21 protein-coding genes are annotated in these 24,256 nt (G+C 62.3%); 7 read left to right on the top strand and 14 right to left on the bottom strand.

Annotation, left to right across the window (positions count from 1 at the left end; genetic code table 11):
* The 3 genes from QN219_RS18965 to QN219_RS18955 all read right to left on the bottom strand — a co-directional run.
* Nucleotides 1-580: alcohol dehydrogenase catalytic domain-containing protein (locus tag QN219_RS18965; RefSeq protein ID WP_284001376.1), on the bottom strand; the 580-nt coding region annotated here is incomplete at its 3' end.
* A gap of 173 nt (nt 581-753) precedes the next feature.
* Nucleotides 754-2,637 (bottom strand): sigma-54-dependent Fis family transcriptional regulator, encoded by a 1,884-nt coding sequence (locus tag QN219_RS18960; protein WP_284001374.1) that lies wholly within the window; start codon nt 2,635-2,637, stop codon nt 754-756.
* Nucleotides 2,638-2,929: 292 nt separating this feature from the next.
* Entirely contained in the window at nt 2,930-3,139 is a 210-nt protein-coding gene (locus QN219_RS18955) for a dodecin (protein ID WP_173511920.1), read from the bottom strand.
* 708 nt (nt 3,140-3,847) lie between these two features.
* On the opposite strand from QN219_RS18955, the gene QN219_RS18950 reads away from it, so the two are divergent.
* Nucleotides 3,848-4,207, top strand: a complete 360-nt coding sequence (locus QN219_RS18950; RefSeq protein ID WP_284001373.1) for an SPW repeat protein — start codon at nt 3,848-3,850, stop codon at nt 4,205-4,207.
* A 261-nt stretch (nt 4,208-4,468) separates the two neighbouring features.
* On the opposite strand, the gene QN219_RS18945 is transcribed toward QN219_RS18950, so the two are convergent.
* The 6 genes from QN219_RS18945 to QN219_RS18920 all read right to left on the bottom strand — a co-directional run bounded on the left by QN219_RS18945 (nt 4,469) and on the right by QN219_RS18920 (nt 10,896).
* The gene (locus QN219_RS18945) at nt 4,469-5,557 is read right to left on the bottom strand and encodes a Gfo/Idh/MocA family oxidoreductase (protein ID WP_284001372.1); all 1,089 of its coding nucleotides are present in this window, start codon (nt 5,555-5,557) and stop codon (nt 4,469-4,471) included.
* A gap of 8 nt (nt 5,558-5,565) precedes the next feature.
* On the bottom strand, nt 5,566-6,351 hold the full coding sequence (locus QN219_RS18940) for a ThuA domain-containing protein (protein ID WP_284001370.1): 786 nt from the start codon (nt 6,349-6,351) through the stop codon (nt 5,566-5,568).
* 162 nt (nt 6,352-6,513) lie between these two features.
* Nucleotides 6,514-7,542 carry an ABC transporter ATP-binding protein gene (locus QN219_RS18935; RefSeq protein WP_284001368.1) on the bottom strand — a complete coding sequence of 343 codons (1,029 nt, stop codon included), beginning with the start codon at nt 7,540-7,542 and terminating at the stop codon, nt 6,514-6,516.
* A 56-nt stretch (nt 7,543-7,598) separates the two neighbouring features.
* Complete coding sequence (locus QN219_RS18930; protein WP_173511930.1) at nt 7,599-8,429, bottom strand: carbohydrate ABC transporter permease; 831 nt, start codon at nt 8,427-8,429, stop codon at nt 7,599-7,601.
* Nucleotides 8,429-9,412 carry a sugar ABC transporter permease gene (locus QN219_RS18925; protein WP_284001366.1) on the bottom strand — a complete coding sequence of 328 codons (984 nt, stop codon included), beginning with the start codon at nt 9,410-9,412 and terminating at the stop codon, nt 8,429-8,431. Before QN219_RS18925 ends, QN219_RS18930 begins: the two co-directional genes overlap by 1 nt.
* Before the next feature lie 218 nt (nt 9,413-9,630).
* Nucleotides 9,631-10,896 carry an ABC transporter substrate-binding protein gene (locus tag QN219_RS18920; protein WP_284001364.1) on the bottom strand — a complete coding sequence of 422 codons (1,266 nt, stop codon included), beginning with the start codon at nt 10,894-10,896 and terminating at the stop codon, nt 9,631-9,633.
* A 490-nt stretch (nt 10,897-11,386) separates the two neighbouring features.
* Here QN219_RS18920 and QN219_RS18915 point away from each other — a divergent pair, with 490 nt between their 5' ends.
* Both QN219_RS18915 and QN219_RS18910 read left to right on the top strand, forming a co-directional pair.
* Nucleotides 11,387-12,412, top strand: coding sequence for a substrate-binding domain-containing protein (locus QN219_RS18915; protein WP_284001362.1), 1,026 nt, complete (start codon nt 11,387-11,389; stop codon nt 12,410-12,412).
* A gap of 163 nt (nt 12,413-12,575) precedes the next feature.
* Nucleotides 12,576-13,784, top strand: a complete 1,209-nt coding sequence (locus QN219_RS18910; RefSeq protein WP_284001360.1) for a TIGR03862 family flavoprotein — start codon at nt 12,576-12,578, stop codon at nt 13,782-13,784.
* A 97-nt stretch (nt 13,785-13,881) separates the two neighbouring features.
* Here the strand turns inward: QN219_RS18910 and QN219_RS18905 are convergent, their stop codons facing one another.
* Nucleotides 13,882-14,580: a TetR/AcrR family transcriptional regulator C-terminal domain-containing protein gene (locus tag QN219_RS18905; RefSeq protein ID WP_284001359.1), complete on the bottom strand. Its 699-nt coding sequence runs from the start codon at nt 14,578-14,580 to the stop codon at nt 13,882-13,884.
* Between the two features lie 218 nt (nt 14,581-14,798).
* Here QN219_RS18905 and QN219_RS18900 point away from each other — a divergent pair, with 218 nt between their 5' ends.
* Nucleotides 14,799-15,998 carry a multidrug effflux MFS transporter gene (locus QN219_RS18900; protein WP_284001358.1) on the top strand — a complete coding sequence of 400 codons (1,200 nt, stop codon included), beginning with the start codon at nt 14,799-14,801 and terminating at the stop codon, nt 15,996-15,998.
* 274 nt (nt 15,999-16,272) lie between these two features.
* On the top strand, nt 16,273-16,857 hold the full coding sequence (locus QN219_RS18895) for an intradiol ring-cleavage dioxygenase (RefSeq protein WP_284001357.1): 585 nt from the start codon (nt 16,273-16,275) through the stop codon (nt 16,855-16,857).
* A 62-nt stretch (nt 16,858-16,919) separates the two neighbouring features.
* Here QN219_RS18895 and QN219_RS18890 read toward each other — a convergent pair whose 3' ends face one another.
* From QN219_RS18890 to QN219_RS18875, 4 genes are all read right to left on the bottom strand, one after another.
* Nucleotides 16,920-18,881, bottom strand: coding sequence for an elongation factor G (locus tag QN219_RS18890; protein WP_284001356.1), 1,962 nt, complete (start codon nt 18,879-18,881; stop codon nt 16,920-16,922).
* A gap of 358 nt (nt 18,882-19,239) precedes the next feature.
* Complete coding sequence (gene hutC, locus QN219_RS18885; RefSeq protein ID WP_405052175.1) at nt 19,240-19,902, bottom strand: histidine utilization repressor; 663 nt, start codon at nt 19,900-19,902, stop codon at nt 19,240-19,242.
* A gap of 455 nt (nt 19,903-20,357) precedes the next feature.
* On the bottom strand, nt 20,358-20,744 hold the full coding sequence (locus tag QN219_RS18880; protein WP_284001354.1) for an ester cyclase: 387 nt from the start codon (nt 20,742-20,744) through the stop codon (nt 20,358-20,360).
* A 273-nt stretch (nt 20,745-21,017) separates the two neighbouring features.
* Entirely contained in the window at nt 21,018-21,197 is a 180-nt protein-coding gene (locus QN219_RS18875; RefSeq protein ID WP_284001353.1) for a hypothetical protein, read from the bottom strand.
* A 749-nt stretch (nt 21,198-21,946) separates the two neighbouring features.
* Between QN219_RS18875 and repA the strand changes: the two genes are divergently transcribed.
* Both repA and repB read left to right on the top strand, forming a co-directional pair.
* A complete protein-coding gene (gene repA, locus QN219_RS18870) occupies nt 21,947-23,140 on the top strand; it encodes a plasmid partitioning protein RepA (RefSeq protein WP_405052174.1) in 1,194 nt (397 codons plus the stop codon).
* 3 nt (nt 23,141-23,143) lie between these two features.
* Nucleotides 23,144-24,148, top strand: a complete 1,005-nt coding sequence (repB, locus tag QN219_RS18865) for a plasmid partitioning protein RepB (RefSeq protein ID WP_284001350.1) — start codon at nt 23,144-23,146, stop codon at nt 24,146-24,148.
* The last annotated feature ends 108 nt before the right edge of the window (nt 24,149-24,256 follow it).

Here is a 24,256-nt window from a genome sequence, read left to right as displayed (position 1 = left end):
GCGCGGCAAGCAGAGTCAGTACGCCGATCGGCCCGGCGCCGGTCACGAGCACGCTGCTGCCGGCCGTTACCCCGCCGCGGTCGCATGCGTAAACCGCAACTGCGGTGGGCTCGACGAGTGCAGCCTCCTCGTCCGTCATCTCGTCGGGAATTTTCTCGACATTGTACTCGTTGAGCAAAGCGTATTCGCCCATGCCGCCCCAAGCCCAGCTCAAGCCCGCCAGCGCCAAATCCGTGCTCAGGTGGAAAAGACCGCGATCGGCGAAATAATCGCCGGCACGCGGCATGATCAGCGGCTGGACGGAAACCCGGTCGCCCGGGCGGAGCGAGGTCACTCCGTCACCGACCGCCTCGACCACGCCGCCGAACTCGTGGCCCAGCACCTGAGGACCATATGCGCCGGTAAAGGGGTGCGGATCCTTGGGAATGAAAATCGGGCCGTAGGCATATTCGTGCAGGTCGGTACCGCATATGCCGACGAAGCGGTTGCGGATCAGCACCTGCCCGGCTGCCGGCTCGCCCGGCGCCGGGATATCCTCGATCCTGAGATCCTTGGCCGCATGAAATCTGAGCGCTCGCATATTTCCTCCTGATCGCTGCCGTTATCGTTGAACAGCGATTTGCAATGGCCGTGCCAAGCCGTTGCGGGCAAGGAAAATGCAATGATTTCAAGGAAGATGATTGAACGGCGTGTTGCGTCAGGCCGCCACAGCCGCCACAGGTGTGGCAGCCTACCTGTTGCAGGCAAAGACGCTCAGTGCTTCTGCTCGAGGTGGTAGCGCCTGATCTGCCGATGCACGGTCGAGCGATCGATGCCCAGCCTTCGCGCCGCCTCGGAGATGTTCCAGTTGCAGGCATCGAGCATCAAGCCCAGTGCTGTTCCGGCATCGCCCGTCTCCCGCTCAGCCGTCGCGACGAGCTGGTCCGGCAGATCGCATGGTTGGATGACGCAGCCTTCGGCGAGCGCGGCAGCAACAGCAATGGCGTTGTCGAGCTCGCGAATGTTTCCCGGCCAGTCGTGCACCCTCAACGCCACGCGCGCGGCCGGGGAGAGCGTCAGTTCTCCGGCCGCATTGGAATGCCGCTTCAGGATCTGCTCCAGCACCCAATCGAAGTCCGGCCTGTCTCTTAGCGCCGGCAGCGAGAGCGTCGCGGTATTGAGTCGATAGAAGAGATCCTCGCGAAACGCGCCCTTCGCAACCAGCGTCTTGAGCGGCCGATGCGAGGCCGAAACAATCCTGATCTGGACCGGACGCGGCACGGTGCCTCCGACAGGAAGCACCTCGCGCTCGGCCAGCACCCTGAGCAACCGGCTTTGCAGCGCAAGGGGCATGTCGCCGATCTCGTCGAGAAAGAGCGTGCCGCCGTCCGCCTGTTCGATCAGGCCCTTTCGGCCCTTGGCGGACGCGCCGGTGAAGGCCCCCGGCAGATAGCCGAAGAGCTCGCTCTCGATCAGCTGCTCGGGGATCGCCGCGCAATTGATGGCAACGAAGTGGCCCCCGAGACCGCTGCCCTCGTGGATGGCGCGCGCCAGGTGTTCCTTGCCCGTCCCCGTTTCGCCCTGGATGAGGATCGGCAGCCCGGTGCGGGCGAGTTTCGCGGCCTTTGCCTGCAGCGTAACGATTTCGGGCGCATCGCCGCCAAGCTGGCGCAGCGGCGGCGGGATCTGCGCGCGCGAGACGCTTGGCGCGCGGATGCTGGCATGCGGCTCGATGGCGTGGGCGAAGAGCGCATTGCCGTCGCGGGCAAAGACGAGCCGTTCCTGTGTCGGCCGCCGGCGCGTGAGCTCGGGAAGGTCGTCGATCTCGAGATCGAAGAAGCGCGACACCGGCTCGCCGATGAGCTGGCGCGGATCACGCCAGTCAAGCCCGGTCGAGCGGGCGAGGATCTTCGTCCCGCCATGGGTCATGCCGACGATCCGGCCGAGGCCGTCGATCGAGACCGCCGCCTCCGGATCGACGTCGAGGAATTCCGGCGAGCGCGAGAAACGCAGCACCCACTGGTGCCGCGCCTGGGCCATGAGGTTGGCGAGCTCGATGCGCCTCGCGCTGGCGGTGACCAGATGAAGCGCGAGGTTCTGGCTCGCCTTCAGGATCGGCGAACTCAAGAGCGAGATGTCGAGGACGGCCGAAAGTTCGCCATGGATATCGTAGATCGGCGCAGCCGTGCAGGAGAGCGGCGTGTGCGTGTTGTCGAAGTGGTCGGTCTGGTGGATCGTCAGCGCCTCACCCGCCTCGATGCAGGCGCCGACGGCGCAGGTGCCGGCGCGCCACTCGGACCATTCGGAGCCGAGATAGAGCCCGGCCTTGCGAAGGCTGTTGTCGAACAGCGGATCGCCGAGAAATTCAACCGTCACCCCCTGTCGGTCGGAGAGCAGCAGCACGTAGTTCTGCCCTGCGACCTGGCGGAGCAGATGTTCGAGCCCAGAGCGAGCTATGGCGATCAGGTCTTCCGATTGCTGGCGATGTTCCTTGAGCCGCGTCTCCGGCACGATATAGGCCTCGCAGGCCTGCGCCGGGTCGAGGCGGTGGTGTTCCAGGCAGCGCAGCCAGGATTTCACGACCATAGCGTCGCGACTGCTGGGAAGGCCACGGCCGACGCGCTCGATTTCGCGGATATGGTCGGAATGTGAAAACATGACCGCCTCCCAACGGACCGCCTTCCTCCTGCTGCAGCCACCTTCGTGCGTCTGAAAAGACGCGACCACCGCCGGGGGGCGAGTGTGCGCATAGGAAACCGAAATGTAAAGGAAGGGGAACCGAGGAAGCGGGTACGCAAAGGTCCGCCTTGGGCACCTCGTCTCGGAGAGCGGTGCCCGGACTACCCTCTGTCGGTATCATCCAAGCCGACGTGGAGTGCCTAGGGCGCTCCGGGCCTTCGATTTCGCCCGAAGGAAACACGCAGGCACCCGGCGCCATCGTCCATTTAGATCACTCGTCCAGGCGAAATCCGACCTTCATGACGACCTGGTAGTGCGCGACCTCTCCATTGACGATTTGTCCCCGAATCTGGTCGACTTCGAACCAGTCGAGATTCCGCATGGTCTTCGAGGCGCGCGAAATCGCCGTTTCGATCGCCTCGTTGACCGAGGTCTTCGAGCTTCCGATCAATTCTATCTTCTTGTAGACGTGCCCGCTCACAGCAACCTCCTCCAGGTTCGATTGCTTCTTCTTCTGAACATCGCCCTCGCGCGGGTGGCGAAACGTGCGCCGCACGCCTCATTCTCACCGGCGATCGCCGAGGCCGACAGGGCAAGCATGCGCCTGTTGGGTTGCGATTGCCAGTCACCGGCGAAATTTGCGGGAGCCCGGAGCGTGCGGCGGTTACCCGCCGCGGATTGAGGAACGCCAGACGAGATCGGCGTCGAGCCTGATCGAATGGTCGCGCGCGGAAAGATCTTGCGCGTCGACCCTGCCAGCCATGTCACTGCCTCCCGGGCGATCGCCGCTGATCCTGACGGAAATGCCCCGGCGGAATGAGCCATGAAGGCTTACAGCGCCGCGCGCGGGCGCGCAAAGGACGCTGTAGAACTTTGCCGAGGCGCGCGGCCTTATCGCCTTGAATCGCCGCGTGAATCCGATCTCGCTCGCCAGCGGGAGAGGATGGTTTCCTCGGGTCTATCAAACGTCGACAGCAGAAGCCGGAGCATATTGGCCTGCGCTTGATCGGACACGGCGGCCTATACGGCAGCGAATCTACAAGATTTCTTGATATGGAAGCGATTTGAGGATAAAATCCTACGCCAATTCAAAGCGTTACAGCGACCGTGCGAAGTGAAAGGCGGAGCTGAAACGTAAGGCGCACGCGAGGGGTGACGCTTTGGTCAAGCTTCATACGTGGAGGTTGTCATGGTAAACACTCTCATGGCCGGACGAAGAGCCCAGGATTGGGCCAACCTGATCCTGGCGGTGTGCTTGTTCCTCTCTCCCTGGGTCATCGGTTTTGCGGCTGAGGCCGTTCCGACCTGGAATGCCTGGATCGCCGGCATCGTGCTTGGTGCGCTGGCGATTGCGGCGCTTTCTGCCTTCGCAGAATGGGAGGAGTGGGTGAATATGGTGATCGGCCTATGGCTGATCGTCTCTCCCTGGGTGCTCGGCTTCATGACGAACGCGAACGCGATGTGGACGCATGTCATTCTTGGCGTGCTTGTCGCGGCACTGTCGGCCTGGGCGGTCTGGGACTATCGCCACCCGCACTCGCACGCCTAGAGCAACCCCGCTTTCAAGTGACCGGAAGCGGATAAGATGCTCTAGCCTCAAAGTGCTACAGCGAGCCTTGCGCGTCTGATTGGACGCGCGGCGCTGTAGACCGATTTGATCCTGGATTTAGCCGGTCTGGGATCATCGGTGAAACCTTCGAGCGGGGCGCTGGCCGAAATGTCTTTCCTCGCCCCGCTCGGTAGGATCATCTTCTCAGTCGAGAGGACTTCCGCTTCCGGCAAGCTTGGCTGAAAGCGGGATACTTTCCTTCTAACCCCCGACGACCGCGCGTTCTTCCTCGATCGAAAGTGCATCCGCGACATCCAGTTCGCGCCGTTCTCTTTCGGTTTCGATTGCGACATCGAGCACTTTCTGGAGATTGGCGGCATGGCGGAAGGTCGGTTCGACGGTCTGACCGGCTGCGACCGCCTCAGCGAAACGCTGGTAGTTGGTCGGCACCGTTCCGGCATCGAGTTCGCGCCAGATCGCCTTTTCGACATCGGCGCCGAGGCAGGCCTTGAGCCGCGAGCCGTCCGGCGTGTGGATCACCTCCAGCGCGCCCTTGTCGCCGTGCAGCCTGAGACGCAGCTCGTTCAGGTGGCCGGTCGCCCAGCGGCTGGCATGGATCACGCCCATCGCGCCGTTTTCGAACTCCGCCGTCATCGCGAAGCTGTCATTGGCATCAAGGTCGTATTCGCCGATGCGGTTGTCGGGCGCCTTGTCGAACGCCTTCAGCCGGGCAAAGACCCGCTCGACCGCGCTGCCGGCGCCATAGCCGGCGAAGTCGAGGATATGGATGCCGACATCGCCGAGCACGCCGTTGGAGCCATGCTTGGTCGACAGCCGCCACAGCCATTTCGATTCGCTCGCCCAGTCGCCCCAGGCCTTCGACACCAGCCAGCTCTGCAGGTAGGAGGCTTCGAGATGACGCACCCTGCCGATCTCCCCCGCAAGCACCAGTTCGCGTGCCCGCTGGAGCGGCGCGACGTTGCGGTAGGTGAGGTTCACCATGTTGACGAGGCCGGAGCGCTCGGCCGCGTCGGCCATTTCGGCCGCCTTGTCGTAGCTTTCCGCCAGCGGCTTCTCGCAAAGCACGTGCTTGCCGGCGGCGATCAGCGCCAGCGTCGTCGGATGATGGGCCTTGTCCGGCGTGACGTTCGTCACCGCGTCGAACTCGCCCCAGGCAATTGCGTCTTCGAGCGAGGTGAAGATGCGGGCAATGCCGTGCATGTCGGCAAAGCCGCGCGCCCGCGACGGGTCGACGTCGACGGCGGCGACCATCTCGACGCCATCGATCTTGGCAAAGGCTTGCGCATGGCTGTTGGCCATGCCGCCGGTTCCGAGAATGAGCAAACGCATGGTGGACCTCATCGATATCCTGCCTCGCCGGCCTGGTGCAGCTTCGGCCCGCGCTCGACGATCGGCTCAAGAGCCTTATCCACCGGGACGTTCGGCGCCTCGTGGATCGCCTTGTAGCTGCCGAGCGGATTGTGCGCCCATTTCACCGAATTGCGCAGCACAGTGTGCACCGTAGCGTCGTGATAGGTCGGATAGGTTTCATGGCCGGGACGGAAGTAGAAGATGTTGCCGGCGCCGCGCCGCCAGGTCAGCCCCGAGCGGAACACCTCTCCGCCGGCGAACCACGAGATGAACACCGTCTCCAGCGGCTCCGGCACGGAAAACTGCTCGCCATACATCTCCTCGTTTTCCAACACGAAATGCTCGCCGAGACCTTCGGCGATCGGATGGCGCGGATTGACGACCCAGACGCGTTCGCGTTCGCCCGCCTCGCGCCACTTGAGCGCGCAGGGCGTGCCCATCAGCCGCTTGAATACCTTGGAGAAATGGCCGGAGTGGAGCACGATCAGCCCCATGCCTTCCCAAACGCGCTTTGCGACCCGTTCGACGACCCGGTCCTCGACGGCGCCGTGGTCCTTGTGGCCCCACCAGACGAGCACGTCGGTCGACGCCAGCCGCTCTTCGCTCAAGCCGTGCTCCGGCTCCTGCAGGGTGGCCGTCGTCGCGGCAATCGCCGCATCCTCGTTCAGCGCCGCCGCGATCGTGTTGTGCATGCCGTTCGGGTAAATCTCCCGAACCACCGCATTCGTCTGCTCGTGGATGTTCTCACCCCACACGATGGTGTTGATAGACAAGGTCATTCTCCTTGGGTTGCGGCATCCTCTGCCGGATGCCTTTGTCTCTACTGCGTGTCCTCAAATGGAGCCGGTTCAAGGACGAAAACATGCAGCAATTCAAAGTGCTACAGCGATCTTTGCGCTTCTGACGCGCGGCGCTGTAGTTGGCTTGCGGCGAGGTTACGCCGCGCCCCGCCACTCCGTGCGGCCGATCGCGCGCCCCGTCGCATCGAAGCGATGGATCTGGCCGGCGGCCGGCGAAACCTGCACGGTCTGTCCAGGCTGGTGCCTGGAGATTCCGCTTTCCCGGACGATCACCGGTTCGTCGGAGCCGATGTCGATGTAGACATAGCTGTCGGAGCCGAGCATCTCGGAGTGCACGATCGTTCCGCTCCATTGCCCGGCATTGTCGACGATCGCCAGATGCTCCGCCCTGACGCCGATCGTCTGTGCCTTGTAGGGTTCGGCGAACGGTCCGGTTAGGAAGTTCATTTTCGGCGAGCCGATGAAACCGGCGACAAAGACCGAATTCGGGCTTTCATAGACTTCGAGCGGCGTGCCGATCTGCTCGACGAGCCCGTCCCGGAGCACGCAGATCCGATCGGCGAGCGTCATCGCCTCGACCTGGTCGTGCGTCACGTAGATCATCGTCGTGTTGTGCATGCTGCGATGGAGCTTGGCGATCTCGAGACGGGTCGCGACGCGCAGCGCCGCGTCGAGGTTCGAAAGCGGCTCGTCGAACAGGAAGACCTTCGGGTCGCGCACGATCGCACGGCCGATCGCCACGCGCTGCCGCTGCCCGCCCGAGAGCTGGCGGGGCAGGCGCTTGAGATAGGGCGTGAGCTGCAGCATTTCGGCTGCCGCCTCGACCCTTTTCCTGCATTGCTCCTTGTCCTTGCCGGCGAGCTGCATGCCGAAGGCCATATTGTCGAAAACCGTCATGTGCGGATAAAGCGCATAAGACTGGAACACCATGGCGATACCGCGGCGGGACGGCACGAGCTGATTCACGACCTGCCCGTCGAAGGCCAGCGTGCCGGAGGTGATTTCCTCGAGCCCCGCGATGAGCCGGAGCAGCGTGGACTTGCCGCAGCCGGACGGCCCGACGAAGACCATGAACTCGCCCGTTCGGATGTCCATGCTGACGCCCTTGATGACCTCGAAGGCGCCAAAGGACTTGCGAATGTCCCGCAGTTGAAGCTCTGCCATTCTTCTCTCCTAAATCACGCGAGATGCAGGCGGAAAACCGCTCTTCCTCATCCGCTCTAACCTTTGACGCCGCCGGCCGTGAGCCCGGAAATGATCCGCCGCTGAAAGATCAGGACGAGGACTACGAGCGGCACCGTCACGATCACGGATGCCGCCATGATGTTGCCCCAGGGAATTTCGAACTGGCTGCCGCCCGAAAGCAGCGCGATCGCAACCGGCACCGTGCGCTGGACGTCCGAGGACGTGAATGTCAGCGCGAAGAGGAATTCGTTCCACGCGGCGATGAAGGCGAGCAGCCCTGTCGTCACCAATGCCGGCCACATCAGCGGCATGAAGACCCGTGTGATCACCACCCAGGGAGAGGCGCCGTCGACGATCGCCGCCTCCTCGATCTCGACCGGCAGATCGCGCATGAAGGTGGTGAGCACCCACACGGTGAACGGCAGGGTGAAGATCATGTACGAAAAGATCAGCGCCAGCGGCGTGTTGTAGACCCCGATGAAGCGTACGAGCTCGAACAGGCCGGCAAGCACGGCGATCTGCGGGAACATCGACACCGACAGGATGGTCAGCAGCAGCAGCGACCGGCCGCGGAAGCGCACGCGCGCCAGTGCGTAAGCTGCGGTTACGGCGAGCAGCAGCGAGATGGCCACCACCAGCGTGGCGACGAGGAGCGAATTGCCGAGATTGCGAACGAACGTCCCGTGCGAGAAGATCTCCGCGTAATTGGCAAGCGACACCGTCGTCGGCCAATAGTCGACGCGAAACAGCGCAGTGCCGGATTTGAAGCTCGTCAGGATCGCGTAGTAGAACGGGAAAACCGCAATGACGATGATGGCGGCGACGAGCGCATAGAACCCGGTCCGCTTTGCGATTGTGGCGACCATCAGCGCTCTCCTCCATCGAGGTTTACGCGCCCGAACCACATGTAGAGGATCGTGATCGACGCAATGATCAGGAACAGCATGGTGGAGGCGGTCGCTCCGTAGGCGAACTTGTCGAAATCGAAGAGGTTCTCGCGCGCCAGCACCGACACCGTCTTTGTCTGGGCGTTGTTGGGGGTCAGCACGTAGATGAGATCGAAGATGCGCAGCGCGTCCAGCATCCGGAAGATGACCGCGACCATCAGTGCTGGCCGGATGAGCGGCAGTGTCAGCCGCCAGAAGACGCGCAAGGGATGCACACCGTCGATCTTGGCGGCTTCATAGATATCGGCCGGCACCATCTGCAGGCCGGCGAGGATCAGCAGCGCCATGAACGGCGTCGTCTTCCAGACATCGACGATCAGCACCGCGATCATCGCGGTATCGGGGCTCGCGGTCCAGGCGATCTTCTGGCTGATCAGACCGAGGCCGAGCAGTATGTCGTTCAGGATGCCGAACTGATCGTTGAGCATCCATGCCCACATCTTCGCGGACACGATGGTGGGGATCGCCCAGGGAATGAGGATCGCGGCGCGCACGAGGCCGCGTCCGGGAAACGGCGCGTTGAGCACGAGCGCCACGATCAGGCCCAATGCGGTTTCGATGCTGACGGAGATCGCCGTAAACTTCAGCGTATTCCACACCGCGTTCCACCAGGCGGGATCGGCGAGCAGACCCCTGTAAATGGTTCGCCCGCTCTTCAGCGTGACCCAGGAAAGATAATTCTGGAGGCCGACGAATTCCGCCCCGGAGAGATTGGTCAGCGATGCATTGGTGAAGCTGAAATAGATGGTCCGCACGAGCGGCCAGCCAGCGACCATGGCCAGAACAAGCAATGTCGGCGCGAGAAAGACCCAAGCCGAACGGACGCGCTGCGCCTGTAGGTCGGAGCCTATCCTTTTGCCCGCAATTGCGGACGGCGGCCCCGCGAGAGAAAGATCGGTCATGACACGAGCTCACTGGTTGGCGTCCAGCTTCTGGGCGGAACGTTCGACCTACTGCATGGTTCCCTGCGGCGCCGCGCGTCTAATCGGAGGCGCAAAGTCGCTGTAGAACTTTGAATTGCTGCATGATTTCGGTTGAAACGCTCTTCGGGGTTCCGAAGAGCCTGCGATGCTGTTTCCGACGGCAGCCGGCGATGGCTGCCGTCGCAGGCCTTGGGAGCTTACCAGGCGTCGCCCTGGAGCTCGGTCAAATCGGCTTCGAGAAGTTCGAGGTTTTCGGCGGCTGTGCCCCCGCCCGACAGCGTGTTGTGCACGGCGCTCCAGAACTTGGAGGAGACCTCGTTGTACTTCACCTTCGCCACAGCCGAGGGGCGCGGCACGGCATTCTGGAAGATCGGTTTCCAGTTCGGCATGAAGGGCTGCGCGGCGGCGACCTCCTGATCGTCGTAGAGCGCTGCGATCGTCGGCAGGTTCGACAGCTGGATGGCGCGCGTCTTCTGCACCTCGGGCGAGGCCAGGAACTTGACGAACGCGATTGCCGCTTCCTGTTCGCCGGAATATTTCGAAACCGCGAGGTTCCAACCGCCAAGCGTGGACGACGGCTGATCGCCGTCGGTCGCGGTCGGCAGCGGCTTCACTTCGAATTTGCCCTTTACCGCGCTGTCGTCACCGTTTCCGAGCGCATAGGCATAGGGCCAGTTGCGCATGAACACGGCATTGCCGGTCTGCCAGACGCCGCGCGATTCTTCCTCCTGGTAGGCGAGCACGCCACTCGGAGAGATCGTGCCGATCCATTCCTTCACCCGGTCGAGGGCGGCGGCTGCCTTTTCGTTGTTGACGGAGATCGTGCCGTCGGGCTCGACGATCTGGCCGCCGCCGGAGGACTTGATCCATTCGAGCGCATTGCAGGTCAGCCCTTCATAGGCATTGCCCTGGAAGACAAAGCCCCAGATATCGGCGTTGCCGGCGGCGCGTTCCTTGTCCTGGATCTCCTTTGCGGTGGCGGCGAGCTCATCCCAGGTCTTGGGCGGCGTCTTGCCGTATTTGTCGAGGAGGTCCTTGCGGTAATAGAGCGCCGGCGCGTCGGTGTAGAACGGCAGCGCGACCAGCTTGCCGTTGACGGTCTGCGATTGAATGATCGAGGGGAAGTGGGCGCCGACCACATCCTTCGTGGCCCCGGTCAGGTCGACGAACTGGTCGGCAAGCTGCGGCGCCCAGACGACGTCCGTCTGATAGACGTCGACATCCCTGTTTCCGGCCGCAAGCCAGAGGCGGTACTGGCTGAATTGCTCGCTGCTCGACGGCGGCATCGTCACCAGGTTGACCTTGTGACCGGTCTCCTTTTCGAATTTGGCGATCTGCTCGCGCAGAAAGCTCAAATTCTTGCCGGTCGAATTGGCCGCCATAGATAATTCAGCGGCGGCGGCAAGATCGGCAGCACCGGCGATAGCAGCGCAGATAATCAGCGTCCTCAGGATAGGCTTCATGTTTTCTAGCTCCTCCAAGCTCCCCCGGTTTCGTAAACTTCCCTGAATTCGAAAACGGTTTGGCTGCGGGAGAAGCTGGCAGAAGCCAAAACTTCTGTCAAGGCGTGTCCAGAGCCGATGTCACAACGACAACGAGTACGACTTACGTCATTGTTTTCCAATATAATATTGCCTCTGCGCGGCCTGTGGATTGTTGCAACCGACAAGTGACAGGAAACACAGCTCGGCGCGACATTTCGTGAAAATTTAAAACGATTTGGATGGAGCAAAACTCCATGCCTTTTTGTCGGCCCCCGCCCCCTCACCTGCGGGAACGGATTGTTACCGCCGGTGAACCGCGTATAGTCCTGCGCAAATGCTGCAGCGGCGCGTCCAATCGGGCGCGCAACGATCGGTGTGGCACAATGAGGTGCTGCATGGTTCTTTCTTCAATCGGCTCCGATTTGAGAAGCCATGCAGCGGGGGGCGCGCAGGGAATACGATCGATCACATGAAGCTCAAGGAGTTCGCCAAACAGCTGGGGCTGTCCCCGACCACGGTCAGTCGCGCGTTGAGCGGCTATCCGGAGGTCAGCGAGAAGACCCGCCAACGCGTCGCGGAAGAAGCGGTGCGCCTCGGCTACCGGCCAAACATCAATGCGGTGCGCCTGGTGACCGGCCGTGCTGGCGCGATCGGCGTCGTGATGGGCCGCAGCGGTGAGTTCCAATTCTCGGAATATATGAGCGGCATGGCCGAGCGGCTGGATAGCGAAGACATCGACATCCTCGTCAGCCCGCTCGCGGAGCAGGACGGCAAGAACGAAAACCAGCTCTATAGCAGGCTCGCGACCAGCGGCCGGGTCGACGCCGTGATCATCCATTCCCCAATGCCGAACGACGAGCGCATCGCGCTCCTGCACCGGCTCGGAATGCCGTTTCTGGTTCATGGCCGCTCCGAGACCCAGGTTCCGCATGCTTGGCTCGACATCGACAACGAGGGTGCCATCCGACGCGCAACGTCGCACCTCATAGACCTCGGCCACAGGCGCATCGCCATGATCAACGGCCGCGCCGGCCTGACCTTTTCCCTCCATCGCGACAAGGGCTATCGCGAAGCGCTCGCGCAGCGCGGCATCCAGTTCGATCCGCGCCTCGTCGCCCATGGCCATTTCACCGACGAGTTGGGATTTCGCTTCGCCCGCTCCTTCCTCGAGCAATCGCCGCGGCCGACGGCGTTCGTGGCGGGCTCGATGATGACTGCACTCGGCATCTACCGCGCCGTGCGTTCGCGCGGCCTCGTAGTCGGCCGGGACATCTCGGTCATCGCCCATGACGATGTTTTCCCTTATCTCACCGCCGACAACATGGTCCCCTCGCTTTCGACCACCCGCTCGTCGCTGCGCGCCGCCGGCGCGCGCTCGGCAGACCTGGTCCTGCAGCTCCTCTCGGGCAGGCCGGCGACGGAGATTCACGAGCTCTGGCCGGTCGAGCTCATTCTTCGCGAGTCCACCGGTCCGGTGCCGCAGCCGGCCGCCTGACCCCACTCGACAAGGGCCTGGCGGCATTTTCGGATACCGACGTAGGGGCAGAGAGGCCGGCGACGTCGACCAGCTTGCCCGACATACCCTTGCACGGCATGCCCGAGCAGGCCAAAAGTCCCGGCAAAGAGTGCAGGCAAGGATTCGGGTGTCGGACGGGCGGATGAAAAAAAGAGAGATCGCGATCATCGGCGGCGGGCCCGCCGGCCTCATGGCGGCGGACGTGCTGTCCCGCCTCGACCATTCCGTGAGCGTCTATGACAGCATGCCGACGGTCGGGCGCAAGTTCCTGCTCGCCGGAAAATCCGGTCTAAACATTACCCACGCCGAGGATTATGCGCATTTCGCGACGCGCTTCGGCTCCGCGTCGGATCGATTGCGCCCCGCCCTCGATGCCTTCACGCCGAACGATGTGCGAGCCTGGGCCGCCGAGCTCGGCACGGAAACCTTTGTCGGCTCCTCGGGCCGCGTCTTTCCGAAGGTCATGAAGGCCTCGCCGCTGCTGCGCGCCTGGCTGCGCAGGCTGGAGGCGCAGGGCGTCCGGATTCTCACCCGCCATCGCTGGTCGGGTTTCGACGACGGCGGCTATGTCTTCGAAACGCCGGAGGGGCGGGCAATCGTCCATTGCGATGCCGCCGTGCTGACGCTCGGCGGCGCAAGCTGGCCGCGACTCGGCTCCGATGCCGGCTGGTTGTCCTTACTGCGCGACAGAGGCGTCGAAATCAGCGATTTTCGACCCGCGAATTGCGGCTTCGACGTCGCCTGGAGCGAGACCTTTCGCGAGCGTTTCGCGGGCGAGCCGGTGAAGTCCATCACGGCCGCCTCCGGTGCCGGCGTCTTCCCGGGCGAATTCGTGGTGACGCGGCACGGCATCGAGGGCAGCCTCGTCTATGCCCATGCGTCGAGCTTGCGCGACGCGCTGGAAAGCAATAGCGAGGCAGCGCTCGTCCTCGATCTCGTGCCCGGACGAACGGTCGAACGGCTTGCCCGTGATCTTGCGCGGCAGCACGGCAGAGCGAGCTTTTCCAACCGTCTTCGCAAAGCTGCCGGCCTTGCCGGCGTCAAGGCCGCGCTGGTCAGGGAAATGGCACCCGCCGCACCTCACGCTGAACCACAGCATCTCGCCGGGCTGATCAAGGCCTTGCCGATACCGGTTCTCAGACCCCGGCCGATTGCGGAGGCGATCTCGTCGGCGGGAGGCGTTCGTCTCGACGCCATCGATGACGGCTTTATGCTGAAGGCGCTTCCGGGGGTTTTCGTCGCCGGCGAAATGCTCGACTGGGAAGCCCCGACCGGGGGCTATCTGCTGACCGCCTGCTTTGCCACCGGACGCGCTGCGGCACGCGGGATCGAAACCTGGCTGCAGCGGTAGCGGAGTCCGATCAGGATCATTTCATTATTGAAACAATGAAATGATTTGGCCCGCAATTGCTGACGGAAAGTCGTTACACGCTTTTCCTGGAATTGCTCTAGACCGGCTCTTCGCGGAGTTCTTGCCCTGCGCCTGTGGCCGGCTTTCCGCCATAGGCGCGGAGGAACGTCCGCACCGCCGCGCGGGCGGCCTTCTCGAGTTCCTCATCCGTCGGCGCTCCACCGAAGAAGCCGCTCGCCGGCAGATCGGCATTGACCAGAGCGAGGAACTGTTTGGCGGCAAGGTCGAAGTCGTCGATGTCCAGTCGCGCGACATGGGAAAGCCGGGCAAAGAGCGCCGACAGAGCGGTTCCGATCTTGCCCGGTCCCTGCTGGCGCCAGATCTCGAAGAGATGCGGATAACGCTCGCCCTCCGTCTGCACCAGCTTGCGGATGAATTTTCCGTCGTGATTGCACACGCAGTTCTTGTTGAGACGGACGGCAAAGGCGGTCAGATCGTCTTCGAGATTTTCGCCGTTGTCGGGAAAGGTCGCCAGAATGGAAAACAGCGCGGCGTTGGCGCGGTCCATGATGTCCTGGACGACCGCCATGAACAGCGTCTCTTTTTCGCGGTAGTGATTGTAGACGGTCTGCCGAGAGACGCAGGCTTCCATCGCGATTTCGTCGATGCTGGCGCCGGCAAAGCCTTCACGGCAAAACACGTCGGCGGCGGCGTCCAATATCGAGACGCGTTTGGCGCATTGGCCTTTCTGGGTGGGGCCGCCTGTCTTCGGTTGCCGCGCGTTCGGTTTTTTCATGCCCTGAAAATAAGACGTGTTGACGAATTAGACAATGGTGTCTAATTTTACACGTGTGTCCAATTTATTTGACACAAGCAGTCGCCGCGCCGATGTGATCCTCCCAAGCCGTATCCAGGCAGTTCCAGTGGCTGCTTTTCCATTTCAACCTTTAGCGACAGCGATGGGCCGGCAGGTACATCCGGCTCTGCCTTCGCGGTTTCTGAAAGAGCATCATCATGACGACCTCATTTCTACGCACTGCGATTATTCTCGGCCTGTTATCGGCCATAGGACCCTTCGCGATCGACATGTACCTTCCGGCCCTGCCGTCGATCGGCAAGGATCTCGGCGCTGAAAACCACGTCGTGCAACTGAGCCTGCTCTCCTTCTTCATCTCCTTCGCGTTGTTCCAGCTCGTCTACGGCCCGTTCTCGGATATCTGGGGCCGCAAGGCACCGCTCTATCTCGGCATCGGGCTTTTCGCGGTGGCGAGCATCGGCTGCGCGGTGGCGAGCGACATCGAAACCCTCATCGCCTTCCGCTTCCTTCAGGGCATCGGCGGTGCAGCCGGCATGGTCATTCCGCGCGCGGTCGTGCGCGACATGCATACGGGCGTCCAGGCCGCGCGGCTGATGTCGCTGCTCATGCTCGTCTTCAGCATTTCCCCGATTCTCGCACCGCTGACCGGCAGCGCGGTGATCGAATTCTACGGCTGGCGTGGCGTCTTCTATGCGGTGATGATCGCCGCCGTCATCGGTCTCATCCTGCTTTCGACGCAACTCAAGGAGACACGGCCGAAGGAGCATCGGTCGGACAGCACTGTTGCCAGCGCCATGGCCGCCTACCGGCTGCTCCTTGGCGACCGCAACTTCCTGACGCTCGCCTTCATCGGCGGCCTCGGCATCTCGAGCTTCCTGGTCTATCTGGCGAACTCGCCCTTCGTCCTGATCGACCACTACGGCCTGACGCCGACGCAATACAGCTTCGCCTTCTCGATCAACGCGGTCTCGTTCTTCGCCGTGTCGCAGGCGACCGGCTGGCTTGGCGAACGCTTCGGACTCGTCCGGCTGATGCGGATGGCGGTGATATTGTTCGCGCTGACCATGGTCAGCATGTTCGTGGTCATGAGCCTCGGCATCAATCAACTGCCGGTCATGGCGGCCTTCCTCTTCGTCGGCTACGGCGTCCTCGGTCTCGTCATCCCGACGTCGTCAGTGCTGGCGCTGGAAGATCACGGCGAAATCGCCGGCACCGCGTCGGCGCTGATGGGGACGCTGCATTTCGTAACCTCCGCCGTGGCGATGGTCATCACCAGCATCTTCTTCGACGGCACGGCGCTGCCGATGGCCGCTGGCATCGCGCTCTGCGCGCTTGCGGCATTCCTTGTTACCCAGGCAACGATCGGCCGTCGCCGCCGGGTCGTCGCCGCGGAATAAACGACCCCCGCGCGTCCCGAAAGGATGCGCGGGCCACTCGCGGTCGCGGGCCGATGAACGCTTTGTGAAGCTGCTCCCGTCGATTACGTGCTAACGTCGACAGACGGCGCGGCGCACGGCGATGTCTACAGTGCCGTGCGTCTTTTCAGACGCGCAATGGCCGGTGTAGCACTTCGAACTTCTGCATGTTGTTTAAATCGGCTCCGACTTAAGCAGACATGCAGTGCCGCGAGGCACCGGGCCGCGCCGGATAGGAGCGTGAAAGGAGCCCGCCATGCTTCCAACGCGACGTTCTCTGCTGACCGCTTTTCTGGCGATCCCCGCCTTGCCCATCGCGAGCATCCAGGAGGCCGCCGCGCAACGGCCCCGCGTGCCGCTGACGCCCGGCTGCGGCAACGATCGCGACCTCACCCTCGCACGGACAGCAGGTCCCTTCTACAAACCCGACGCGCCTATGCGTCATGAGCTCTTTTCCGATTCCCCCGGTGGCGAGCGCATCACGCTCGCCGGCTATGTTCTCGACAGAGACTGCCGGCCGCTCGGCAACAGCCTCGTCGAGATCTGGCATGCCGACGAGACAGGCGCCTACGACACGAGCGGTTTCCGGCTGCGTGCGCACCAGTTCACCGATGCGAACGGCCGCTGGTGGTTCGCCACGGTCGTTCCCGCGCGTTATTCCGGCAGGACCCGGCACTACCATCTTCGCGTGCAGCGCCGGGGCGGCAGGCTGCTTACGACGCAGCTCTTCTTTCCGAACGAACCGGGCAACGCGCGGGACCGCCTCTATTCGGATGCGCTTCTGCTCGATATCAGCAACACTGCCGACGGGAAATTCGGCCGCTTCGATTTCGTCGTCTGAAGCCCTTAAGGTGCGAGACTGCCTCTGAGGATGTCCCTCGCGGCGGTCTCGCGAAGTTTCACTCAATGCTCGTTCGCGTGCGCTCCATGCGCCGTGATCACGCTCTGCGCTTCCCTGCCATAAAGCTCCTCGAAATGATCAAAGCTCTTGGAGAAGTAGCCGATCCCCTGCGTGGCCGATCGCAGCGAACGTGCCAGATCGTCGAGCGCGGACCCGGGAACGAGAGCGCGGAAGATATCCCACCCCTTTGCGCCCTCGTCCCGGTCGAAACCGAGAACCTGCCCTTTGAGTGTCGAAACGATCGGCACGAGACTGCCGGAATAGACGGAAGGAATATGGATCTCCACGCGGAAGATCGGCTGCATCAGCACGGACGAGGCTTGCGAGAGGGCCTGGCGGACGCCCATCTTTCCGGCCGTGCGAAACGCGTATTCCGAACTGTCGACCGAATGATGCTGGCCGTCGGTCAGCGTCACGCCGACATCGATGACCTTGAAGCCGAGCGGGCCTTTGTCCATCGCCTCGCGCGCGCCTGCTTCGACCGCCGGTATGAAGTTTCTCGGAACGGCGCCGCCCTTGACGGTTTCGGCAAAGGTAAACCCGCCGCCGCGCTCATTGGGATGAACGCTGAGCTTCACGTCCGCGAACTGGCCGGCGCCGCCGGTCTGCTTGCGGTGACGATAATGCACCTCCGACGACTTCGAGATCGTCTCGCGATAAACGGGGCTCGGCGATTGCTCGCTGACCTCGACGTGAAAGACGTCGGAGAGCGTCCGGCAGAGGTCGCGCAGGTGCACCGGCCCCTGGGCGCAGACCAGCTGCGCTCCGGTCCCCTCCTCCTGCATGACCTTGAGCCCGCGATCGGTTTCGGAAAGCTTGGCGAGCGTTTCGGAGAGCTTGGTTTCGTCGCGCTCGCTTTCCGGCACCAGGATGCGTTCCAACATGGGCGTTGGCGGCGCCGTCCATTCCGGCGGCGCCACCGTGGCATTGGCCGTCAACAACGACGGCACGATGAGGTGATCGGATTTCACTGCGGCGAAGACCTGACCGGGAACCGGCGTCGCCGATGCTATGGGGCGGCCGTTCGCCGGATCCTGCAAAGCCCCGAGACCGGCGCCGCCGAGGGCCGCCCCCTGCTTCACGCCGTTCTGGAGGGCGCGAACAAGCACGGTCTTGCCGACGCTCGGGCGATGATGGGCGTGAAAGCTGACGGCAGAGAGCGTCGTATCGGAGATGCCGGCGGCAGCGGCAAGGCGTGTTCGCAGCGCCTCGACCCGTGGCGCATCGTGACGAAGCGCCTTCATCAGTCGCAGAATGCCGTTGCTGTGGCTTGCGGCACCGACGAGCACCGGAATGATCTTGTTTTCGCTCAAGACCCGCCTCGAGATCGAATAGATCTCATCGCTCGCCGGTTCGCGGTCCTCGATCAGCTCTTCCAGCAGCCAGTCATCGAATTCGGAAAGATGTTCGAGCAACTCGGTCCGTGCCTCGTGCTCGCGCTCGATGACGCTTTCTGGAAGCTCGAAAAGCGCAGACGTCTGGCCTTCCCGGTAGCGCCAGGCGCGCTCCGAAATCAGGTCGCAGCTGCCGATGATCTTGTCGCCGTCGCGGATCGGAATTTGCCGCAGCACGAGAGGGTGGTTGGAATAGTCCTGGAGAGTGGCGACGACGTCCCTGAGCCGTTCTCTCGGCTCATCCATGCGGTTGACGAAAAGAATGCAGGGCGTCCCCGACGCCTCGATCGCCTTGAGATAAGGCGCCGCGAGCACCGCTTCGTCCGGGGCCGGCGAAACGCAGAGCACGCAGGCGTCGCTGGCGAGAAGCGCATCCTGCACATGCGCCAGCGCTTCATTGGTTCCGGGCGTGTCGAGCGCACACCACTCCTCGTTTCCGAATTCGAACTCCGTCACGCTCAACCCATAGGGAGAGGCGGATTTTCTTGGCTGGCCTTCGAGCAGACCCAGCTTTTCCACGAGCGTGGATTTTCCGGTCTGCGAAGGCCCAAGTACCGTGAAGCAGCGCATCGGCGATCCTCCAATCTACCACGATGACACGTCCCTACAGCGCCGTGGCGTGTCTTTTCAGACGCGCAGAGTCGCTGTAGCACTTTGAATTGCTGCATGTTTTCTCCTCAAATCCGTTGCGATCCAAGGAACATGCAGGCAGCCAAGATGTCCCGCACGGCGCAATGCGCCGGAGATCGGTCCTTTCTCCGGCGCCGTTCCCTCCCCTCGCGAGGTCAAGGCTTTACCAAGGGTGCACCCGCGCCCGCCGCTACGCAAGCTGAGATCGATTATCTCGGGAAAAGGCCGCGAACCCGGCAGCGAAAGTGCGACACGGCAGAAGGAACGCCACGCCTGCATTCACCCCTTCGTCGCACTGTCAACCGATGGCGCTCGGCGCAAACTCCGCGACCAGCTCGTGGCGATCGCCCGGATAGGTCAGTCGAACGCTGGTGACCGGCGCACCGCCGCTCCAGGTCCGCCGTTCGATGACGAGGCAGGGGGATCCAACCGCGACACCGAGGGCCTGCGCGGCCGGGCGGCTTGCCGCCACGGCGCGGATACGATGCTCCGCCGTGCTCCAGGGCACCTTGCCGAGCAGCCAGGAGCCGGGGGCGACGGCATCGAACGGCTCCGCTTCCGCCTCCGGCACCGCCGAAAGGCTGATCAGCCGTTCCTCGAGGCAAAAAGGCCGGCCGCTTGCCAAATGCAGGCAGGTGATATCGAGCAACCGCGACGAGGCGGGCAGGTCGATGCGTCCCGAATCGCGAGCACTGATCTTGCGGACATGCCGCTCGTCGAGACGGTAGCCGTATTCGAGACCGAGCGACTGCACCTCGAGCTTGACGTCGTGGATTTCCATGACCGCGGACTGGACGTGCGGAAAAGTGACATAGCTGCCGGATTTACGCCGCCGCTCGATCAATCCCTTCTTGACGAGTTCGGTGAGTGCCTTGTTCACGGTCATGCGCGAGCAACCATATTGCTCCGTCAACTCGTGCTCGAAAGGAATTCGATATCCCGGCGGCCAGTCGCCGGACATGATGTGCCCCTCGACGTCGCTGAGGATCCGCTGATGCAGGGAAAGCGGCTGCTCTTGACGGTTTTCCTCCTGGGAAGAACGATCGGTGGAAATGGCGGGATCCTCGGCTGGTGACTGACCCCGCACCTTAAACAATTCCTGCCGCGGCGACAGCCCCGGCGAGGCCGCCCACCGTTTTTCCCACGCAGGATGCTGCACAATCAAATTGCTACCACAGCCTCCTGCAGTTCCGGAAGAACATGCCCGATGCCGCCGTTGGACAGCGGGCGTGCAACGGTCGGTGTTCGTGCGCGCCGCCCGGCCTGGACATACAGAAAGCCGCCCCTCCCCTTGCTGGATCGCCAGCGTCGAAACTGTTTCAACCTTGGGCTGGCCGGTTCGCCGTTGGCGTTTATTTTGATCCCGAGCGTGCCTGCAAAATTTGCCGTAGAGCGACCGTTTCGGCATTTTTCGCACTAAAGTTGGGCTTCGATGGCGGCCTTGTCTATGACGGACCACACCTTCTTGATTCGCTCGTCATCAAATTCATAGAACACGTTCTCAGTGAACGAGACTCTTTTTCCATTTACATGGAGGCCAAACAGGAGTGCTGTCGGCGTGCAGTCGAAGCGCAGACGGCTCGCCACAAGAGGCGGTTCGCAGATAAGCAGATGGATATCGAAATGGAGGTCTGGGATCGCACGAAAATCTCCCTCCAGCATCTCCCGATAGCCTGATAACCCGATCTGCTCGCCGTTGTAATGAACGTCATCATGAACGAACTGGCCCAAATTCGGCCAGTCCTCTTTGTTCAGGCAGTCGATGTAGCTTCGGTAGATGTCGGAGAGACCGGTCTTCATCATGGCAGCTGCCTCCGTATTGCTCCAAGTCTACAATGCCGCGCGTCTTGTCGGACGGGCAAAGGACGCCGCAACACCTCGAATTGCTGCATGCCTTTATCGTTGAATCGAGTCTGATTTGGGGACCAGTCCGAATGAAGCGGTCCGTCCCGCGGTTCGTCACCGTCCCGAGCAGCCAGTTTGCTTGCTACGTTGAGCGTAAGGGACGCTGCGGGGAGTTGTTCTTATCGGCAATTTGTATGGCCGCGGCAGTCATTTCCGATGCGAGCCTCGAACCTAATAGAAGAGATGCCAAGGCGTCAGGAAGGCGCGTGCCCATTCCTGTTCCTGCTCCCGTTCGCGCTCCGCCGAAGCATCGCCACGGACGAGACTGGACACCGTCTTTTCGCCGCGCACCACCGCTTTCGGCGCCGGCGGCTCGAAATAGCCAAGCGTCATTCCACCGAGATAGAACATGCGGGGCCCTTCCCTGCTCGCGTCTTCGAGACACAAGCCTGCCACAATCCGGCATGCTGTCAATAGTCTACTAAATTTATGTTCTAATGCGCCTGAGGTTTGACGGGATGCGGGAGTTCCTCGGGCGCCCAGAACCGATCTGCGATGGTGCCCCGTACTCTTCGATCGATCGCAGCCGCTTGTGGCAGTGATCGCCCAAACAGGGATTGAATGAATTCAAAGCATTAGGCCCGCGTTCCAACCCTGCTCAGCAGCGCGCGACAACGCCGCGCAACGGCCCCCTCGATCCGGCCCGGAAAGATAGTCCGGATGGATCACCGTATTTCCAGACTGACTGCGCGGCCATCACCTTCCGCTGCGCCGCTGGGAGCCGTCGCGCCGACCGACGACCGGCCGGCCTCCGATCGGACCTGCGTAGCGTCCATTAGTTTGGTTCACAGCGAGCCGAATCACGACCATCGCTCGCGGCATCGTCATCCTGCCAATGAAGCCGGCGGCGACTTGCGAGCACGTCGACAACGCCCGGACAAACTCGTCCGGTTGTCCGCGGACAACCGCGTTGGAGGTCGCCGGAAAAGTTGTCCGCGGACAACTAGTAAACAGAGAAATTCATAAAACTGCGACCCGCGCAGGGCATAAAAGGGCTTTTTGTTAAGCGTTTGTAAATTGGCAACGAATCGGCGCATAGTATAACTGCGCAGATTGGTTCCTATTGGCGAATTTTGCGCAGTTTTCCGGAGATGACGATGTTGCAACAGAGAATCCAGAGTCTTGAGGAGCAGGAGCATTTGCCATCACTGCTGTCCGCCGACGCTCAGGAACTCGCTCACCAGCTGCAGGAACATCAGAAAAAGATCTTCTCCCCGACTGCACAAAAAACCATGCGGCTGTTCACTCCAGCCGAGGCGGCTGCCTTCATCGGAATCGGTGAAGGCTATCTTCGCCAGATCGCTTCAGAAGGCCATGGGCCGGAGCCGCTGTCAAACGGTCGGCGCATGTATGCCGTCGACGACATCGATCGCATCCGCCGTGTGCTTGACGAAGGCAGCAAGACCGGAAAATACATCCCCCACCGCCGACCGGGCGAAAAGCTCCAGGTCATCTCGGTCATGAATTTCAAGGGCGGGTCGGGCAAGACCACGACGTCGGCCCACCTTTCCCAATATCTCGCGCTCCGCGGCTATCGCGTGCTGGCGATCGACCTCGATCCCCAAGCCTCGCTTTCCGCCCTCTTCGGCCATCAGCCCGAGCTCGACGTCGGCGAGGCGGAAACACTTTATGGCGCCATTCGCTACGAGAACCCGCGCTCCATCGCCGACGTCGTCCGCGCCACCTACACGACCAATCTCCATCTGATCCCCGGCAATCTCGAGCTGATGGAGTTCGAACACGAGACACCGAAGGCGATGATCGGCGGCTCCTCGGAGACGCTGTTCTTCGCGAGAATCGGCGAGGCGCTTTCCGAGATCGAGGGTTTCTACGACATCGTCGTCATCGACTGCCCGCCGCAGCTCGGCTTTCTGACCATGTCGGCGCTCTGCGCGGCGACGTCGGTGCTCATCACCGTGCACCCGCAAATGCTCGACGTGATGTCGATGTCGCAATTCCTGTCGATGACGAGCGACCTCATGGCCGTCGTCGAGAAGGCGGGCGGCCGCACCAGCTATGACTGGATGCGCTATCTCGTAACGCGTTTCGAGCCGAACGATGGTCCCCAAAGCCAGATGACCGGCTTCATGCGGGCGATCTTCGGCAATCGCATGCTCCAGAATGCCATGGTGAAGTCGACCGCCATCTCGGACGCCGGCGTCACCAAGCAGACGCTCTACGAGGTGGAACGCTCGCAATTCATCCGCGGCACGTATGACCGGGCGATGGACTCGCTCTCTCTCGTCAATGCGGAGATCGAAGAGATGGTCCGCAAGGTCTGGGGAAGGAAGTAATCGATGGCGCGCAAGAACCTGATCGGCATTTCCGACAGCCCGACTGCCCCGATCGAAGGAGAGCGACCGGCCGTCGAGCGCCCGATCGCCGGTCTTGCATCGGGCCACCGGTCGAGCGGTCTCGTCGGCGGGATCACCAGGTCGCTATCGAACATCACCCAGAAGGTGGAGCGCGCTGAAGAGCTGGAGCGCCAGCTTGCCGAAGGGCAATCGATCGTCAATCTCGACCCTTCGCTTATCGACGCTTCTTTCGTCGTCGACCGGCTGGGCGTTACGGCCGAGGCGCAGGCCGCGCTCGTGCAACAGATCCGCGACCACGGACAACAGGTGCCGATCCTCGTGCGTCCACACCCGACCGTGAAGGAGCGCTATCAGGTCGCCTATGGTCACCGCCGGCTTGCGGCACTGCGTGAGATCGGCGGGAAGATCAAGGCGGTCATTCGCAACCTCAGCGACGAACAGCTCGTCGTCTCCCAGGGGCAGGAAAACAACGCCCGCACCGATCTTTCCTTCATCGAACGCGCGCTGTTTGCGACCCGGCTTGAAGATCGCGGTTTCTCCCGCGAGATCATCATGTCGGCGCTCGGCGTCGACAAGGCGGCCTTGTCGAAGATGATCACCATCGTTCGTCGATTGCCGGTCGAAGTGATCGAGGCGGTCGGTGCCGCCCCGTCCTTTGGGCGTCGGCGATGGATGGAACTGGCCGATCTTCTTGATTTGGACGGCAGCCGAACGCGGGCGCTCGGATTTGTCGAGCAAGCCGATTTTCCGGCGGGTGAGAGCGATCAGCGCTTCGAGAAACTGTTCAGCTTCCTCAGCACCGCCAAGGAGCGATCAAAGGCGGAAGCCTGGACCGCACCTGACCGTACGCGTCCCGTGCGCATCCGCGACACAGAGTCGGAAACGACTCTCGCCTTCAGCAAGAAGGTTGCGCCGGGTTTTGCCGATTTCGTGAGGCAGAGGCTGCAATCTCTGTACCTCGAATACCAACAGGAAACAGGAGATTAAACAGAGCAAAAGAAAAAGGCTTCCGAACGACTAGCGCTGCGGAAACCCTTCTCTCGTGTAGCAACCTGAGAATCCCATTTCCGCGAATCAGTGTCAAGAGTTTTTGAC

The organism is Sinorhizobium sp. 8-89 (genome assembly GCF_030124325.1).
Lineage (GTDB): Bacteria > Pseudomonadota > Alphaproteobacteria > Rhizobiales > Rhizobiaceae > Sinorhizobium.
The sequence above is the reverse complement of the archived record's forward strand: the minus strand, read 5'-3'. Positions and strand labels throughout refer to the sequence as shown.